This window comes from Ornithinibacillus salinisoli, assembly GCF_042684965.1.
In the GTDB taxonomy this organism is placed as follows: Bacteria; Bacillota; Bacilli; order Bacillales; family Amphibacillaceae; genus Ornithinibacillus; species Ornithinibacillus salinisoli.
This window is the reverse complement of sequence record NZ_JBHUMI010000014.1, coordinates 213659-229528: the sequence shown is the minus strand read 5'-3', so window position 1 is coordinate 229528 and position 15870 is coordinate 213659. Positions and strand designations below refer to the sequence as shown.

The 15870-nt window shown below is 36.8% G+C and carries 19 protein-coding genes; 17 read left to right on the top strand and 2 right to left on the bottom strand.

Annotated elements, in window-relative coordinates:
- Positions 1 to 217 precede the first annotated feature (217 nt).
- From ACFSTA_RS08475 to ACFSTA_RS08460, 4 genes are all read left to right on the top strand, one after another.
- Complete coding sequence (locus tag ACFSTA_RS08475) at positions 218 to 415, top strand: hypothetical protein (RefSeq protein WP_377556181.1); 198 nt, start codon at positions 218 to 220, stop codon at positions 413 to 415.
- Positions 416 to 561: 146 nt separating this feature from the next.
- The gene (locus ACFSTA_RS08470; protein WP_377556180.1) at positions 562 to 1104 is read left to right on the top strand and encodes a hypothetical protein; all 543 of its coding nucleotides are present in this window, start codon (positions 562 to 564) and stop codon (positions 1102 to 1104) included.
- Positions 1105 to 1241: 137 nt separating this feature from the next.
- On the top strand, positions 1242 to 1820 hold the full coding sequence (plsY, locus tag ACFSTA_RS08465) for a glycerol-3-phosphate 1-O-acyltransferase PlsY (RefSeq protein WP_377556179.1): 579 nt from the start codon (positions 1242 to 1244) through the stop codon (positions 1818 to 1820).
- 86 nt (positions 1821 to 1906) lie between these two features.
- Complete coding sequence (locus ACFSTA_RS08460; protein WP_377556178.1) at positions 1907 to 2416, top strand: hypothetical protein; 510 nt, start codon at positions 1907 to 1909, stop codon at positions 2414 to 2416.
- A 167-nt stretch (positions 2417 to 2583) separates the two neighbouring features.
- Here ACFSTA_RS08460 and ACFSTA_RS08455 read toward each other — a convergent pair whose 3' ends face one another.
- Positions 2584 to 3078 (bottom strand): hypothetical protein, encoded by a 495-nt coding sequence (locus ACFSTA_RS08455; protein WP_377556177.1) that lies wholly within the window; start codon positions 3076 to 3078, stop codon positions 2584 to 2586.
- A gap of 694 nt (positions 3079 to 3772) precedes the next feature.
- Between ACFSTA_RS08455 and ACFSTA_RS08450 the strand changes: the two genes are divergently transcribed.
- The 7 genes from ACFSTA_RS08450 (at position 3773) to ACFSTA_RS08420 (ending at position 10522) form a co-directional block, all read left to right on the top strand.
- Positions 3773 to 4201, top strand: coding sequence for a DUF2804 family protein (locus ACFSTA_RS08450; RefSeq protein WP_377556455.1), 429 nt, complete (start codon positions 3773 to 3775; stop codon positions 4199 to 4201).
- Between the two features lie 455 nt (positions 4202 to 4656).
- A complete protein-coding gene (locus ACFSTA_RS08445) occupies positions 4657 to 5007 on the top strand; it encodes a DUF2200 domain-containing protein (protein WP_377556176.1) in 351 nt (116 codons plus the stop codon).
- A gap of 496 nt (positions 5008 to 5503) precedes the next feature.
- Positions 5504 to 6202, top strand: coding sequence for a GntR family transcriptional regulator (locus ACFSTA_RS08440; protein WP_377556175.1), 699 nt, complete (start codon positions 5504 to 5506; stop codon positions 6200 to 6202).
- Between the two features lie 77 nt (positions 6203 to 6279).
- Positions 6280 to 7476, top strand: coding sequence for a trans-sulfuration enzyme family protein (locus tag ACFSTA_RS08435; RefSeq protein ID WP_377556174.1), 1197 nt, complete (start codon positions 6280 to 6282; stop codon positions 7474 to 7476).
- A 409-nt stretch (positions 7477 to 7885) separates the two neighbouring features.
- On the top strand, positions 7886 to 8677 hold the full coding sequence (locus ACFSTA_RS08430) for a carbon-nitrogen hydrolase family protein (RefSeq protein WP_377556173.1): 792 nt from the start codon (positions 7886 to 7888) through the stop codon (positions 8675 to 8677).
- 11 nt (positions 8678 to 8688) lie between these two features.
- Positions 8689 to 9687, top strand: a complete 999-nt coding sequence (locus ACFSTA_RS08425; RefSeq protein ID WP_377556172.1) for an ABC transporter substrate-binding protein — start codon at positions 8689 to 8691, stop codon at positions 9685 to 9687.
- Positions 9688 to 9730: 43 nt separating this feature from the next.
- Complete coding sequence (locus ACFSTA_RS08420) at positions 9731 to 10522, top strand: class II aldolase/adducin family protein (RefSeq protein WP_377556171.1); 792 nt, start codon at positions 9731 to 9733, stop codon at positions 10520 to 10522.
- Positions 10523 to 10667: 145 nt separating this feature from the next.
- Here ACFSTA_RS08420 and ACFSTA_RS08415 read toward each other — a convergent pair whose 3' ends face one another.
- The gene (locus ACFSTA_RS08415; protein ID WP_377556170.1) at positions 10668 to 10961 is read right to left on the bottom strand and encodes a hypothetical protein; all 294 of its coding nucleotides are present in this window, start codon (positions 10959 to 10961) and stop codon (positions 10668 to 10670) included.
- A gap of 332 nt (positions 10962 to 11293) precedes the next feature.
- Between ACFSTA_RS08415 and ACFSTA_RS08410 the strand changes: the two genes are divergently transcribed.
- The 6 genes from ACFSTA_RS08410 (at position 11294) to ACFSTA_RS08385 (ending at position 15868) form a co-directional block, all read left to right on the top strand.
- Positions 11294 to 12013 carry a GntR family transcriptional regulator gene (locus ACFSTA_RS08410; RefSeq protein WP_377556169.1) on the top strand — a complete coding sequence of 240 codons (720 nt, stop codon included), beginning with the start codon at positions 11294 to 11296 and terminating at the stop codon, positions 12011 to 12013.
- A gap of 82 nt (positions 12014 to 12095) precedes the next feature.
- Entirely contained in the window at positions 12096 to 12347 is a 252-nt protein-coding gene (locus ACFSTA_RS08405) for a 2Fe-2S iron-sulfur cluster-binding protein (RefSeq protein WP_377556168.1), read from the top strand.
- Positions 12337 to 13194: an FAD-dependent oxidoreductase gene (locus ACFSTA_RS08400; RefSeq protein WP_377556167.1), complete on the top strand. Its 858-nt coding sequence runs from the start codon at positions 12337 to 12339 to the stop codon at positions 13192 to 13194. The genes ACFSTA_RS08405 and ACFSTA_RS08400 overlap by 11 nt, the downstream gene beginning before the upstream one ends.
- Positions 13160 to 13441, top strand: coding sequence for a (2Fe-2S)-binding protein (locus ACFSTA_RS08395; RefSeq protein WP_377556165.1), 282 nt, complete (start codon positions 13160 to 13162; stop codon positions 13439 to 13441). The genes ACFSTA_RS08400 and ACFSTA_RS08395 overlap by 35 nt, the downstream gene beginning before the upstream one ends.
- Positions 13431 to 14525: an NAD(P)/FAD-dependent oxidoreductase gene (locus ACFSTA_RS08390; protein ID WP_377556164.1), complete on the top strand. Its 1095-nt coding sequence runs from the start codon at positions 13431 to 13433 to the stop codon at positions 14523 to 14525. Before ACFSTA_RS08395 ends, ACFSTA_RS08390 begins: the two co-directional genes overlap by 11 nt.
- Positions 14522 to 15868, top strand: a complete 1347-nt coding sequence (locus tag ACFSTA_RS08385; RefSeq protein WP_377556163.1) for a M20/M25/M40 family metallo-hydrolase — start codon at positions 14522 to 14524, stop codon at positions 15866 to 15868. The genes ACFSTA_RS08390 and ACFSTA_RS08385 overlap by 4 nt, the downstream gene beginning before the upstream one ends.
- The last annotated feature ends 2 nt before the right edge of the window (positions 15869 to 15870 follow it).

Below are 15870 nucleotides of genomic sequence, written 5' to 3'. Positions count from 1 at the left end.
TCTGAAATTTATATAATATCAAGAGGGAAGAGGGGATTAAGGTTAGCCCTGTGTGAAAGATTAATATATGAAACAGTTTTCGCTTGATAAAATGGCACACATCTTTTCCGGTTAATTTTTATGCATATACAAGGAATTAGTCTTATTCAACAAATTAGTCCTTATTAAAGAGTAACAAGATAAGTTTGGTAACATGATTTTGGGAGAGTGATTACATATGAGAAGAAGAAGCGTGGGGATGTCATTTATCGCCATATCAACAATTCTAATTGCAATTAAATATATAAGTGAAGCCATGTGGCAAGGTGATGTTGGGAACACCCTTAGTAACTTTAGCTTACTCTCACTTATAGCAGGAATAGTTTATTTGGTTTGGGGAGAATACGAAGAATTAAAAAGAGATAAAAAAAATTAAAGAGAATAAAAATTTCTACTATAGGATGCGAATACTGTGCTAGGGTATTCGCTTTTCTTTGTTGAAGTAACGCAGCAGTTTAGTAGAAGTAAAGAGTTTGCCTATTACAGTTATAAATATCCAACCATAAAGGAGGTAAGTTAATTATGATAAATATTTTCGTAGGCCTTATCTTTGTCTTCTTCAAAACAAATTTAAGTTTTTGGGATATCGGAGTGACCTATTACATAACCAATATAATTGGGTATGTATCGATATATTTTGGGATACAAGAATTAGGGAGAACAAATCAAAGTCTTTTAAAGGTCAAACCTTATGTCATTATTATGGTTACTCATAGTATTATCTTTTTCTTGTTGAATATTACAGATAATTCGCCGTTAACGATGGGTATGTCAACTACACTAGAGACAATTATAGTTTTGGTTGGGGTTGTGTTTATTGTTGCAGGTATGTTTATGGTATTTATTATTATTTTCAAACTGATGGACGGTTTAACTGGTAAAACGAATAAAAAGCTGTTATACAATCTAGTAAACATTATGATGTTTCTATTCATCCTGGCAGGTATAAGTGCTGTCTTTAATTTCATTCCAATGTTAGCAACTACTATAATGGTTGCTTTATTCTTACTGGAAATAACATTTTTAATTAGTTATTATTACGTTTTCCAAACAAAACACACATAAAAGTTCTGTTCTAGCTAGTGATTATTCCTTATTCAGCTAATAGATGCGCTTAATGTAAGAAGGATTGCAGGAAATCATGTGCAATAAATAGAAATACTTACTTAACAAACTATGTAACGGGGTAAGGAGATAATACTTTGAACATTTTAACTTTGATTCTAAGTTATTTAATTGGCTCAATCTCATTTGCTTTAGTAATTGGTAAAATATTTTATAAGAAAGATATTCGTGATTACGGAAGTGGTAATCTTGGTGCAACTAATGCTTATAGAGTACTAGGTATACAAGCAGGAGTAATTGTTGCAATTGCTGATATATTAAAAGGTACATTTGTTTGTTTACTTCCCCTAATTCTTGGTTCTACAGTTAACCCTATTGTATGTGGGTTATTAGCCATTTTAGGGCATATATTTTCTGTTTTTGCTAGTTTTAAAGGTGGAAAGGCTGTTGCGACAACAACTGGAGTTTTCTTATTTTTGGCTCCTATAGGTGTTTTTGTTGGTTTTGTTGTGTTTGTATTAACTTTGCTATTTACTAAATATGTATCACTAAGTTCCATGTTGGCTAGTATAGCATTATTCATTTACAGTCTTATATTTGAAGATAAAGTTATCATAGCACTTTCTCTACTAATAAGCGTATCAATAATCATTTTACATCGACAAAATATAAAGAGAATTGTAAATGGAACAGAGAATAAAATAGTTGAAAATTAGTGTTTACTTGTTAAGCTAACGGATGCTTTTTTTGAATAAAGGATGTTTCACTATAGGGCAGTTTAAAGTATTAAAGGAGTGGGGTTTTGATAAACAAAAAAGTTATTGAATTCCTATTTAACGGGCAAAAGTATCGGGTCGAGAGGTTTATTTTTCTTATTATATTTTGGCTGGTAGTTTTGTATCTAACTACCGCCTTTCGAGTTTCTCTACCCGTGATATTGGTACCTGTTTTAATGCTCGCATTGATAATGTCTGTAATCAAAATAATGTGGTACAACAAGAAACAGAATATCAAAACAAAAGTAATAGATTGGATAGAACTGGTATTATGTCTTATTGTTTTAATAGTGGTGTTGTTTCTATTCTTTAAAGAAAATAAATTGGAAAATGCTGTTCATGATGTGATTAAAGAAAAAGTCGAAAATGAAACTTTTACAATAGACTTTATTGACGAAGTGGAGTACAAAGAAAAATACATTGTAGTTGGGTATACCATTAAAGGTGAACACGCTAAGTATTTGGAATGGTATTACTGGAGAGATGGGGAATTGGTTCAAGATTTAACAAGAAAAATTGAAGATGATAATGAATGATTTGTTCAATTAAACCAGTTAATAGTTTGTCAATATTTTTCAATAAAAAGTTTAAATAAGTTATGTTATATACTAAAAATGTGCATGCCAAATAACCTTCCACTTTCCTTTAATTGGAAGGTTTTGCTGTATTTAGTTAGATATAGTTTTTAAGATATATCTTTGCCTTAGCTGTTTTTTGCCGATAGACAGATATGATAAAACAAAATGGTTAAGGACTGCACAAACAAATATACTGGAAACGAATAGAGCGGTTCCCATTCTTTAAATGAAAATACACCGAATAAAACTGTTATCCATTCATATGCAACACTTAGTCCCGACCACAACAGGGTATATATATAAGTATACATACCCTGTATGTTGAACTTTTGATAGAGGTAAAGAAATATATAAGCAAAAGGTCCATAAAGGAAGTAGGAGAAGACATCGAGCAAATCAAATTTTTCTGTATCCATTATATCATATAAATCAAATGGTGGTCCGGCCAATACGTGATCAACAATTCTGGCTATAGATGCTGAAAATAAGATGATCAGGATGGTGAAGCTTGCAGAAAAATATTTTCGTAGTAAAAATAATATCGTATATGTCACTACTATTGACAAAATAACAAACCATTCATTAGCACCAAAATTCGTTGGCATTGGAAGTATACTCAAGATATAACCTCATCCTTCTTTAGTAATCTTCGGTATAGTTTTTGAGCAAATAATAGAACGACAAAGAAAGTAACCCAGACAAGAATCAACATCCAATGGTTCCAAGTAGGATATTCATATACGTGAAAAGACCGTAGAATAAAATCTCCTAGGAACAACAGGAATAAGAAGGTGGCTAGTGATACAGACTTATTGATAATCCCTTTTGTTCGGTACCATACGTCAATGAGAAATAGGATGGTTAATGGAACAAAAATCACCCCATATAGCCGTAATGCTATAATTTTCTCTAGCTGTTTATTCAGTTCCCAAACTTCTAGGTTTACAGTGATGATGGAAAGAAAGCCAGTATTACCGAGCAATAAAATAAAATATATAAAAAATTGTTCATATAGATGTAAGTATTTTCTATTCGAACAGTAAGTAAATAGGATGAACAGCGTTAAAACGAAAGTAAGAACGACAACTATCTGGATAACCCCCTTCTAAATTTTATAACCTACTATTGAAAGACCTTGTTCTTATCATACTTTCCAATTTTTCCAACTTTATTTATACATCGTTGCCTGGACTTCTGGGGGAGGGTGTATGAACCTTTCGTGACATCTATATAAGGGCTTATAATTAAGTTGTGAAAAAATGCACTTAGTAGAGGGATTGTTTATTGTATTCCAAGTTTGGCGATCTGATGTAGCTGAAAGTCCTTACTTCCAAGGGACAAGACGAGCATCGGACCTTCCTGCCATACAGGACTACCTGGCTATGGGGAACGTTTGCTACAATCACTCCTGATGGGATAATCGGTGCGAACTTCGCCAAACGACCAATCGTGCCAAATACCGAAGAAGAATCCTGCCTGTGGACTCCGGGTGACTGTGAGTCTCTCACGGACATCACATTCGAACAGACGTCTGACGATCCACTCGCACCTTGGAGAGTCACATCAGCTGATGGGCAATTGGACGTCACATTCACCCCCGAGGATCGAAAGGACGTCAAGCACCAACTCGTCCTAGCCTCAATTGACTACTGGCAAATGGTCGGCACTTATACCGGCACTGTAGCTGGACATAAGGTGATAGGTGTGCGTGGAGTCTGTGAGTCAATGCGTGCGCGTCTCTAAACAGTTTTTTCATTGGTGAATATTGGGGGATAGACAGGTGTAAGTGGCCTGTCTACCCCTAGTGCTATCGACGCGCTCTTAACCCTACATTAGTCGGATAAATCTCCTTAGGTAAAACACACACCAAACTATTGGTTTTACGTTAATTTTCTTCAATCCTTCTAGGATTACTTCTAGACCAAACTTAAATTCTTTATTCTTTTCTGGAGTTGTATCTTAACTCCGTAGTTCCACACGCCCCTAATTGAACCGCATTTTCTACTGGAACAAGTGTTTCTCAACACTATCAGTAAAAAAATTAAAAATAAACCTATTAAATTGCTTTCTTTTTCTGGGTATTCGGATTATCGTATAGTAAGCAATAAATAATTGAAGGCTACACACAAGGTTACTTAGTTTGAACCCTACTATTTTTCTTACTATAATAAAGAAAATCATATAAGGGAGGTTGTATCATGACCAAACATAAGATTTATACAATGAGTGTCGCAAGTGTCTATCCCCATTATGTTACGAAGGCAGAGAAAAAAGGACGTACGAAAACAGAAGTCGATGAAATTATCCGTTGGTTGACAGGGTATAGCCAGGAAGAGTTAGAAGCGCAACTGGAAAAACAGACAGACTTTGAGAACTTCTTTGCGGAAGCTCCCCAATTAAATCCTTCGAGGGCTTTGATCAAAGGTGTGGTCTGTGGTATTCGAGTGGAAGACATCGAAGAACCAACTATGCAAGAAATTCGCTATTTGGATAAGCTGATTGATGAGTTAGCGAAGGGAAAAGCGATGGAGAAGATTTTGCGGAAATAATGATTAAAAAAAGAAACACTGATTCCATATATAAAAGAATCGGTGTTTTTTTGTTGAATCGACAATAATCTTGAAACTTCAGGTAAATGATCCCAGTAATCCTATTTTTGGCTATGAGGCTATTAATCAATAATCAATTTTTTCCACTCTATTTTCCGATTTTCCTTTGTAAGACACCTCTATTTATGGTAAGTTTCACCGTTATTGGTGCTTTTTTTCTCAACAATTTGGCTCAATGCTGAAGACCAGGGTTCTTATATTTTGCATACTTATACCTGTTCAATTAAATACATATGATTGTGTTTATTCTATTTAGTTAAGAGAATTATTCCCATGTTACACATCGGGCAGGAAAGCATGAATATATGATTAAAAAAATATCAAATTGTATTGACAATTCGATGTGCATCAACTATGATTTCTGTATACAATTTATGTATACATTTTTTGGTGAGGTAATAGAATAAAAAACAAAAATTACAAATGAGGTCATTTCATGGAAAATCGGCTAAAACAAACATCTCAAAAAGGGGGTACCGCAAAAGATTATGCGTACACCCAAATCAAGCAACGAATCATTGAAGGAAAATTATACCCCAACCAGCCAATTCGAGAAGAAGAAATATCTTCCAAACTAAATATAAGTCGTACACCTTTACGCGGTGCATTGGAAAAACTCGAGTTTGAAAAGCTAGTTGTACGTCAATCAAATGGAAGACTTAAAATTTCTCCTATTTCCGTGGAGGAAGTGAAAGAGATATTTAAAGTCCGGTCTAAGCTGGAAGAGATTGCTGTCGTTCAGGCAACAGAAAACGCTAATGAAGTCGATAGCAAGCATCTCCTAGACCTTGCAAATGAAATCAAAAGAGCTACTGCTGACGGAGATATTGAAAAGGTTTTACTTTATGGAGCCAAATTTCACACCTATATCTACGACCTAAGCGGGAATAAAACAGTTAAAGACTTTCTATCGCAACTAAATGACCATATTCAACGATATAGATACCTTGTTCCAAGTCAAAGTGAAAAAAGAATGATGGAAGAAGGAGAAGAACACCTAGTCATTGTAAATTGTATTGCCAATAAAGATGCTGTTGGAGCAGAAGCCGCGATGAAAAAACATATCGATAATAGCTTATCTTCTGCTGTAACTGCTATTGAAATATATGAGAAAAATCAAGAATCTATTTGGTGATTAGCAATAGTTAGTCATTATGGTCAATAAAACTAATAGGCTATTCCAGTTATTACTTAGGGAGGACGTAAGATACTATGTCACATTGGAATTTTAACACCCAAGCTATTCACAGCGAGCAATATCCTGACAAAAAAACAGGTGCTATTTCCCAGCCAATTATCCCTGCCGTAGCATATTCGTTTGAGGATGCTGATACGGCCGTAGCTGTTGTTTCTGGTGAGAAAGAAGGAAGCTATTATGGAAGATATGGGAATCCAACTACACGAACACTAGAGAAAAAAGTTGCAGCATTAGAAGGAGCAGAGGATGCTTTAGGTGTAAGTAGTGGAATGGCTGCAATTAGCATTGCCCTAATGGCAAACCTTCGTGCTGGGGATCATGTAGTCGTTACAAAGGATGTCTATGGAGGGACACATAAATTTTTATGCAACATTGCATCAAGGTATGATATGCAGTATGACTTTGTCGACTGTACAAATTTAGATTCTATTGAAAACGCTATCAGACAAGAAACTCGAGCTATTTATATAGAAACTCCTTCTAATCCCAGTCTTACCTTAATAGAGATTGAGGCTGTTGCTGAAATAACGAAGCGTTATAACATTGTATTAATTGTTGATAACACATTTATGACACCTTATTTGCAAAAGCCATTGGAGCTTGGTGCTGACATTGTTGTTCATAGTGCGACCAAATATTTAAATGGACATGGCGATGTTATTGCGGGAATTATTTGTGGTAAAAAGGCAGTTATTGATTATATGCGTAAAAATATTATGGGCGATCTTGGTCAAAATTTGAATGCATGGGAATCATTCTTAATACTTAGAGGCATTAAAACACTTGGGGTTCGTTTAGATCGACATTGTAGTAATGCCCAACAAGTAGCAGAATTTCTGGATACCCATCCATTGGTTGATCATGTATACTATCCGGGACTTAAATCCCACCCACAACATCATTTGGCTAAGCAACAAATGAAAAGGATGGGAGGAATTGTCTCCTTTGAAGTAAAAGGAGGCGTTCAAGCGGGGAAAGATTTTATTCGTGCGTTAAAGATTGCCATGATCTCATTTAGTCTTGGTGATCCTGAAACATTGGTGCAACATCCTGCATCCATGACTCATTCATCCATACCAGAAAACGAACTTGATAACTTTGGTATTGCCAAAGGGTTAATTCGATTGTCCGTTGGATTGGAAGATGTAGAAGATATTATTTCTGATTTAGAACAAGCATTAAAAGTTATTTCCATAACTGTTAAGAACTGATTCTTGGTATGTTTCTTACCTAACCAATAGAAGTAGGAAGAGATGATAGATGGGTGCATCCGTCCACAACGAACCTCTTACTATCATAAAAAAATGAGCATGAACCCATTGAGATTGGGTTTATGCTCATTTTTGTTGGTTCTTCAAAGGTGCCTGTCACCACCCGAAATTTGTCGAAAGATGTTGCTGAATTCTCATGTATGTATAGGAAAAATATGGGTTTATCCGCAAATTACGAGTATTTTATTGGATTTAGTCTTATTTTCAAGGTTTAAATAATAATGTAATAATTCTAGTTGTACTATGATGAAAGGCACTGTTATTTACTATTATTTGAGGCTATATGCGGTTTGATTACTACTTTTAGTTGAACTAACATGGAATAAGTGTGTTCGAAAGGAGGGATAGAATGAGAGTGACGTTTGGTCAGTTTGATCCTGTATTAGGTAATAAATCTAATAATGTAAATCAGATGATCAGGATCATGGAACAAGCTTCGAAGGAAGCAGCAGACATTGTTATTTTTCCAGAACTAAGTTTAACCGGATATTTTATCCAAGATGTTAATACCAATTTAGCAGAACCAATTGATGGAGAAAGTATTCAAATTATCCAAGAGAAGAGTAGAAGCTTGAACGTACATACCATTTTACCCTGGCCGGAACTTGCTGATGATGGAAGCGTATATAACTCGGCATGTCTCATTTCTGATACAGGAGTAATCATTGGTACCTACCGAAAAGTCCATCTGTATGGAACGGAAAGGGAAGTTTTTGCAGCAGGTAATGAATTTAATGTATTTGATACAAAACTCGGTAGAATTGGGCTAATGATTTGTTTTGATTTGGACTTTCCGGAGTCTACTAGAATATTAAACTTAAAAGGTGCTGATATTGTTCTTTCACCGACGAATAATATGGGACCCTATCAACATTATCATGAGGTATATTTACAAAGTAGAGCAATGGAAAATGAGTTACCCATTGCTTCATGTAACCGTATAGGTAGAGAAAGAGAGCTTATCTTTTTTGGGGAAAGTGCTGCCTATGATGCCTATGGGAATCGACTTATTAAATTAGACAACAAAGCGGCAATTCAAACAGTTGAAATCCCTATTAATGAAAAGAGGGACCCAAATTTAAAATATAATGAAAATCGTTCACCCAAAAACTATAGTGAACTATTAAATTTAAATAAATAGGAGAATGTACATTGAAGAAATTTAAACATATCATAAGTGGAATCAGTATTGTAATCCTTATTTTTATAGTCGTTGGGTGTGGGGATAATGTCTCTAGTGACAAAAATGAGCCAATTGTTTTTGCAGATGCAGGGTGGGACAGTCTTCGTTTTCACAATGAAGTTGCCGGTATCATAATCGAGGCTGGCTATGGTTATGATACAGAACAACGAACTGGTTCAAGTACGGCAGTATGGGTCGGTATTGAAGAGGGAGATATTGATGTCCATATGGAGGTATGGAAAGATAATCTAGTAGACATTTATGAAAGTGGGATTGAAAATGGGGATTTTCAAAAAGTATCCCTAAATTTTGATGATAATTACCAAGGATTCTATGTCCCGACATATGTGATTGAAGGGGATCCAGAACGGGGGATTGAACCAATTGCCCCTGATTTAAAATATATCACCGATTTGCCAAAATATAAGGATCTATTTGAAGATCCAGAAGACAGTGAGAAAGGGCGTATTATTGGTGCTATTTCAGGATGGACGATTGATGAAATATTATATGAAGCGTATGAGCAGTATGGTTTAGAAGATACATTTAATTATTCTCGCCCAGGTTCTGAGGCGGCAATTAATGCATCACTAACTGAAGCTTATGAAAAAGGCGAGCCATGGGTAGGTTATAATTATGAGCCTAACTGGATTATCGGTATGTATGATATGACCCAATTAATAGAAAAAGAGGATGGTCCTTTGGCTGAAATTGCTACACAGGATATTGAAATTGTTGTAACTAAATCATTACCGGACCGTGCACCAAAAGTAACGGATTTTCTAGGTAACTACCAAACTTCAAGCGATATTGCTAATGAAGCTCTAGCGTATATCCAAGAAACCGATTCTTCTGCATATGATGCAGCTGTGAAATTCCTACAAGAAAATGAATCTATTTGGACAGAATGGGTACCAGAAAAAGTAGCTAAGAAAGTAAAAGAAGAAATAGAGCAGGTCGAACTGTAGGGGAAAATTACTATTAATTGTTACATTAAATAGGAGGTATATTATGAGTCAACAGATGGAACGAGTTGTTGGAGAAGGTGTCAAGGATTATTTGGTAAGACCAACCTTTAAAGCAATAGAGGAAGAACGTCAACATAATAAACAAAAATTAGCTGCAGCATTTCGCTTGTTTGGTCGGTTTGGGTTTTCAGAGGGAGCTGCTGGGCATATTACGTATCGCGATCCAGAATTAACGGATCATTTATGGGTGAATCCATATGGTATGCACTTTAGCAAAATAAAAGCTTCGGACCTTGTACTAGTTAATAGTGAAGGGAAAGTGGTGGAAGGGAAATATTCGGTACACAAATCCGCATTTTCTATCCATTCAGCTGTCCATGAAGCTCGCCCAGATGTAGTTGCATCTGCCCATGCTCATTCTGTATATGGAAAAACCTGGTCAGTAAGTGGAAGATTATTAGACCCTTTAACACAGGATGCTTGCTCTTTTTATAATGATCACTCTATTTTTGATGAATATAAAGGTGTTGCCTATGACGAAGAAGAAGGAGTGCGCATTGGAAAGGCATTAGGTGATAATAAAGCAGTTATTTTACGTAGTCATGGGCTTTTAACCGTCGGGCAATCCGTAGACTCAGCTGCATTTTGGTTCATTACTATGGAGCGGTCATGTCAATCTCAACTATTGGCAGAATCAGCTGGCATTGTAAATCCCATCGCACCTGAAGATGCAGCACATACGGCAGAACAAGTCGGTAGAGAAATCGATGGATGGGAAAGCTTTCAACCATTGTGGGAACGGATTGTTAGTGAAGAACCAGATTTGTTGGATTAGAGCGGGAGTTAGGGGAATGAGGGACAGTCCCCTCGTCCCACTCTTCATTACTACTATCGAAGAGTTTTCCTATAATACACCAAAAAATGACCACCAAATTGGTGGTCATTTTTATTAGGTATTATCAATAATAGAAACTAGTTAATTAGGATATTTCCTTTATTAATTTATCTTTGTAGGAACTATAATACTCTGGAGTTCTCTTTAACGTCTCTACAATTATTCTCGTTATAGCACCTCTGAGAAAAAATAAAACTTGTTCCTTTGTTTCGCATTTTTCCAACGTATAAAGGATCCACTTTTTATTATCTCTCGTGCTAACTGCAAATAAATAATCTTTTACTTCCAGGCTATAATTCTGGTATGTATATTTATGTTGAGCATCAATTCCATGCTTCTGAAATACGAGATGACATAATTCTTCGTAATAACTGTTCATATCATTACTCCTTTTATCTGATATGAACATTATTAACCAATTAGTATTTGCATATACCCTTTAAGGGGTCAGACCCCACGGGATATAGGGGTCAGTCCCTTCGACCCAATCACTTTTGGGACGAGGGGTCTGACCCTCAAGTATATGAAGAAAAAACTGTTACAACAAAATCTCAAATTTACCTTAGCGAAACTTTTTAAATCTTTATAATAATTGTTAATTAATTTTAAATAAAATTCTTAAAATTCATGTAAAAGGGTTGACATTTTATTTCATAGTGTTAAGATATCGATAATTAAAAGTTATAATATTATAAATTATCGGAGGCATCTATGATTAATAAAAATGCACCACATCCTTTATATCATCAAGTGAAAGATCATCTAGAAGCAAAGATTGTATCGGGAGAGTGGCCAAAAGGGTTCCAAATTCCTACAGAAAAAGAGCTAGCAGAGCGCTTTGATGTTTCGACAATCACGATTAAACGGGCCGTTTTGGAACTTGTACATCAAGGAGTATTATATCGACAACGTGGGAAAGGAACCTTTGTTACTTCTAAAAAGGAAACTGACTTACAGAGTTTAGTTACACTAAAGTATGGTCAGAAAGAAGGAGTAAAACATCCTCACCATACGAGAGAATTTCATAAGCAAGAAGCTAATCTCTTAATAGCGAAGCTTTTGGAAGTGGACGAGGAAGATAAAGTATATAAACTGAGCAGGATTAAGATGAATGATTCCATGCCTATTGGTTTGGAGTATACTTATCTACCGGTGAAGCTACTACCTGATCTCAAAGAAGAAATGATTCAAGACGAGTTACTTTATAGTGTTTTACAAAATCAGTATTCAATTGAACTGGGAAAAGCAAAAATATATTTTTCTACATTAACAGCAAATGAGACGGAAGCAGAATTACTCCAGATCCCAGTTGGTGAGCAACTATTCGTCATTGAACGTTTTACAAGGACAGTGCAAGGTGAAGTAATTGAGTATTCTAAGTTTATCGTTAGACAGGAACATTATCAGTTCTATATCGAAGTAAATATTTAAAACATACTTTCGTGTTAAAGTATGCTTTAATACATAAAAGTTATAATATTATAATATTATATTTTTAAAGGTGGTGGGGACATTGAAAGTATTTATGTTTGAAGGAAAAGAAATTCCTTTTCGAGAAGGTCAAACGATTGCTGGAGCTCTCTTCCAAGCTGGGATCTACGGCATAAGTTTATCAAAAAAGACGAAATCACAAGTAGGTTCATTCTGTATGACCGGTGATTGCTGCAGTTGTTACGTGAATGTCCAAAATGAGATGGTGCTAGCCTGCCAAACACCACCAAAGGAAGGGATGATTGTCATGAGAGGTGAATTGTTTGGAATATGATGTTTTTATAGTTGGAGCAGGTTTATCGGGATTGGCGGCACTACAGGTCATTCAACAACACTCCTTAAAAGTCGCTATCATTGATGACAAACATGAGCTTGGTGGGAATTACTTAAAACGCAGATGGTTAATTGATCACCGACATTCTTTTAATAGATTGCTAGATCAAGTGATCGAACCGTCAACAGATGTCTTTCTTAACCACCAAGCAATTGGGCTTTATGCTGATAATTCCCTCGGAGTAACAGATCAACAAACGATGACTTGTTTTCGATCTAAGGTGGTGCTTCAATCTTCCGGTGCTCGTGACCTTCCTGAACAATTCGAAGGCTGGCAATTACCGGGAGTGATTACGTTGGATGCTTATTTGAAGCTACGTTATATAGAAGGCATTATCTTTCCGAAGCGAATCGGTATTGTAGGAGCACATCCCTCCCTTCCTAAGGTTGCACAAAACCTTAGAGAAGAAGGTCACGAGGTTGTTTTAGCCTCAACGAATCAGTCAGTGACCGCTTTTGGTAAGGATCAGGTAAAAAAACTTTCTGTTGATGGAGCAAAACATGATGTGGATGTTGTCATTTCTAGCAAGGGTTATGTTCCAGTCAACGAATTAGCTCATTTATACGGATATCCGCTGAAGTATAAGAAGGATTCAGGTGGATGGGCAGCCCTACCAGTTGATAAAACAAGACAAACATCCTTTTTTGTTGCCGGTCGAGCAAGTGGAACACAAACAGAAGAAGAGTCGGTTCAATCGGGAATTCAGGTGGCGCATAACATCTTGACCTATTTGGAGAAAGAAGGTGAGGAACATGGAAGCGAATCAAGTAATCGTGTGTCACTGTGAAGAACTTACAGTTGCGGATTTAAAAATGGCATTTGATCATGGGGCGCGTACCTTTGACGACTTGAAACGAATGAGTCGATGTGGCATGGGACATTGTCAAGCAAAATATTGCTTCAATACTGCCAATGAACATTTGGCCAATTGGTCCAAGGTTCCCGTGGAATATCTTCCTAACACACGTCACCGGATGCCAATTCGACCGGTTCCTCTGAAAGTGTTCATAGAGGGGGGATTTCATGAAGGTTGAAACCTATGATGCTATTGTGATTGGGGCAGGAGTCGTTGGACTAGGCATTACATATGAATTATCCAAACAGCAAGAGCTCAAAACATTGACAATAGATCAGGGTTATCCAATGAGTGGTACCTCAGGTGCGACACAGGCATGGATTTGGGTTCACAGCAAAACCCCTTATACGTATGGTCAACTTAGTCTGGCTAGTGCCAATCGGTACCAGGAAATACAGGAGGAAATTGGTGACATTGAATATATAAGGTCTGGCGGCATAGCGCCTATTTTTTCAAAACAGGAACTTTATGATGCTAAAGCATTACAACTAGAAATGAATAAAGCAAACATCCCGGTAGATCTTCTTTCAAGAGAAGAGGTTCTTAAGCTAGAGCCGAATCTATCACCCAATCTACTCGGTGCAACCTATTCATCCATTGATGGTCACGTGAATCCTTTTAAGCTAATTCAACGTTATCATCTTCAGGCGAAGATAAATGGAGCACATTTTTCTTTTTACAACGGAGTGAGAGCGCTAGAGAAGACAGAAGTAGGTTACAAAGTAACAACGAATAGAGGTGTTTATGAAGCCGAGAAAGTCATTCTAGCGGCGGGACTATGGTCAAAATCCATTGGTAAATTTCTGAACATTCGAATACCAACTCATACTTCTCGGGGACAAATTTTAGTTACTGAACCTACGAAGCCACTTATACATCATGTGATCGTTGGTATGAGGCAGTTAAACAATGGAATTGTGTTAATGGGTTTTTCTAAAGAGGATGTCGGATATGACCGACGAACGACATTGGATGTGCTGCAGGATACAGCCAAAAAGTCGGTCAATTTGGTACCGAAACTAAAGGATGTGAAGATTGTTCGAGCCTTTTCTGGCATTCGAGTTATGCCAGATGATGGATTACCAATATTTGGTGAGGTACCTGAACAAAAAAGTCTATATGTAGCCGTTACACATAGCGGTATGACACTCTCAGCAATTTTAGGAAAATCAATGGCTGAGCTTGTTACAACAGGGGAATCAAGCTTTCCTATGGAAGCCTATTCAATAGAACGATTTAAGGGAAGGGAGGAAAATCAATGAGTAAGGTGCATCAATACATTGAAGCAAACAAGGAGAAGTACTTAGGTTGGCTTGAAAAGGTTTGTAATCAACCAAGTGTTTCTGCTCAAAACCGAGGGATGGAAGAGATGTTTACTATTTTAAAGGAGCTCTTGCAACGTGTTGGGGCACAGACGAAAACGATTCAAACAGAAGGGTATCCAGTTTTAATTGGTGAATTCCAAGGTGAAAAGGAAGAAACATTAGCATTTTACAATCATTACGATGTTCAACCGGAGGATCCTCTCGATGAGTGGGAAAGTGAACCTTTTCAAACAACTTTTCGTAATGGGGTGGTTTTTGCTAGGGGAACAGCTGATAACAAAGGAAATATCATTGCTCGTTTAGCTGCAGTCGATGCGTATCAAGTCGTTCATGGAAAGTTGCCGATTCATATCAAATTCATCATTGAAGGTGAAGAAGAGGTTGGTAGCCCGCACCTAGAATATCTTGCGAGGGAACATACAGAAGACATTCGAGCAGATGCGATTTTATGGGAAGGCGGTATGCGTGAGGTAAACAATAAGCGACTTCATGTAGGGCTAGGTGTAAAGGGAATCGCGTACGTTGAGCTGATCTCAAAGGGAGCGAAGCATGATTTACACTCATCTGAAGCAGCGATCATTGAGAATCCAGCATGGAAACTAACGTGGGCTTTATCTACACTGAAGGATCGGAACGACAATGTATTAATCGATCATTTTTATGATGAAGTAAAGCCGCTTACGGATAAATCAAAACAATTCATTGAAACGCTAGAGTACGATGAGACTTACACAAAAGAGAACTATGAGATCGACGAATTCATTGACGGCATCTCAGGCTATGAATTAAAACGTCGTTTGATTGCAGAACCCACGTGTACAATCTGTGGCATAAAGTCTGGCTATATAGAAGAAGGTGCAAAGACAGTACTTCCTTCCAAGGCAGTTGCTAAGCTGGACTTTAGGTTGATTCCCGGACAAAAACCCGACCGAATCGTTTCTTTACTAAGAAAGCATTTAGACAAACATGGGTTTGAAGATATTGAAATTAATCAGTTAAACCATTTGGAATCGTATAATACCGATCCGGATGATCCGTTTGTAACACAGGTGTTGGACGCAGTGGCAGAAACGTATGAAGAAGAAGCGATCATATACAGTAACCTAGCCGGTTCTAGTCCAATGCATAAATTATTATCGAACTGTCCGATGCCAGCAGTACAAGTGGGGGTGGCCAATACAAGCTCTAAATTTCATGCACCAAATGAAAATATCACCATACAGGATTTTATACAGGGTACACAATTGGTGGCGACCATTATAAATAAATTTAAAAAATAGGA